This is a genomic window from Mycobacterium sp. TH-M15 (assembly GCF_057473705.1).
On sequence record NZ_JBYCLB010000671.1, the window covers coordinates 1 to 1,791 of the forward strand.

At 69.5% G+C, this 1,791-nt stretch carries 3 protein-coding genes; all 3 read right to left on the reverse strand.

The genetic code is table 11. The features are described from left to right. Positions 1 to 619: ABC transporter permease (locus AC2VNT_RS16430; RefSeq protein ID WP_486947866.1), on the reverse strand; the 619-nt coding region annotated here is incomplete at its 3' end. Next, a complete protein-coding gene (locus AC2VNT_RS16435; protein ID WP_486947867.1) occupies positions 619 to 1,431 on the reverse strand; it encodes an ABC transporter permease in 813 nt (270 codons plus the stop codon). The genes AC2VNT_RS16430 and AC2VNT_RS16435, both read right to left, overlap by 1 nt. After that, positions 1,428 to 1,791, reverse strand: a 364-nt coding sequence (locus AC2VNT_RS16440; RefSeq protein WP_486947868.1) for a hypothetical protein, incomplete at its 5' end; no start/stop codon positions are given. The genes AC2VNT_RS16440 and AC2VNT_RS16435, both read right to left, overlap by 4 nt.

Genomic DNA, 1,791 nt, shown 5'->3' on the forward strand with positions numbered 1-1,791 from the left:
CGTTCTGCGCGTACAGGGCCAGGCTGATCACGAACATGGTGAACGCCACCCCGAAGATGGTCGGCACCAGCACCCAGGCCACCGTCGCGACGGCGCCCATGTAGAAACGGAAACCCAGGGCCGCGCCGGCCGCCAGCACCACCAGGGTGGTCAGCACGATCCGCACCGCGTCGGCGAGCAGCCGGGAGAGCAGCCCCGACGCCCGGTGCACCGGAACCACCCACAAGCGGGCCAGTAGGCCGTCTTCGCGTTCGCGCATCAGGCCGGTGCCGCCGATCATCGACCCGGACATGGCGCCGACCATCGCGATCAGCGGAACCGTGCGAAGCAGCGCGCTGTGCCCGGTCAGATCCGAAATCCCCTTGCCCAGCACGATGTTCAAGGTGACGAGCAGCACCACCGGCATCAGCAGCGACTCGAGCACGGTGGCCGGGTCCCGGCTCCACCGGCGCAGCAGCCGGGCGGCCAGCACCCAGGTGTGCTTACCCAGCCGGTCGAGCGAATTCTCCTCGACCGGGCGGTTGGACGTCCGACGCGGCGCGCCGACCTCGATCCGCCCGAGCGATTCGACCAGCCCGTCGATCGGGGTGGTCGGCCGGTCCCGGAACGTCACCGCCATCACTGCCGCCTCGCGGAGACCCAGGCGTGCACCGGCAGCAGGACGACGATGAACGCGCCGCCCCAGTACAGGGTGGGCGCGATCACCGACCAGCTCACCACCCCCGCCCCCGGGCCGCTGTCATCGGCCAGCGCTCGTAACGCGAAGACGTACTGCGAGGTCGGCTGGTCCCGGACGAAGCCCTGGATCCAGCTGGGGAACTGTTCGACCGGTTGCAGGCCCACCGACAGCAGCCCGAGAACGATCTGCGGGATGATCAGGATCGGCATGGTGGCTTCCGGGTTCTTGTTCGCCGCTCCGATGACGTCGCCGATCAGCGACAGCGCGATCCCGATGAACGCCAGCAGCAGGCAGAAGACCACGGTGTGCACGGCACTGCCGTAGAACCGGAACCCGATGGCGAAACCGCACGCCAGCGCGACCGCCAGGGCGATCGCGCAGCGGTACATGCTCGCCGACATCCGGGCGGACAGCGGGATCAGGGTGCCGATCGGCATGGTCTTGAATCGCTGGTTGATGCCCTGCACCGAGTCGGTGGCCGAGCGCAGCGCCGCCGAGATGGTGGCGAAGGTGACCGCCTGCAGGGCGATCAGCGGCATCAGGTACTGCGCGTAGCTGCTCATCCCCTGCGCGAAGTGGCCCATGAAGTTCTTCAGCGGGATGTAGAAGCCGACGGTGAACATGATCGACGCGGCGACCTGGGTGAGCACCTCGCCGTTGCGCAGGGTCGGTTTGATCACCCGGGTCATCAGCACCCACCACTGCCGAACGGTGGACGTCGCCGGGCGGCGAATCGCCGCGATGTCGATCATCGGGGTGTTTCTCCGTCGAAGTTCGGGTCGTGGCCCTCGTCGGACCTTTCTTCGAAGCCCTCGTCGTAGCCGCTGCCGGAGCCCCGGTCGCGGTCTTCGTGGTGGTCCTCGTCGGGGCTGTCGAAGGGGTCGAAGCCGTGTCGCCCGACCACCCCGCCGGCGTCGGCCGCGTCCACGTCGGCGACGGCGTCGAGCTCCTCCACCCCGTCCAGCTCCAGAGACGAGGAGGGCCTGTTCCCGTTGTGCCCCACCCGGTGTCGCCCGCCGTTGAGCGAGACGACGCCCTCGGCGGTCCAGCGCGGCGGTTCGGCCGGCCCCGGCCGGGGCGGTTCGGCCGGCGCCGGCCGGAACCCATCGGCT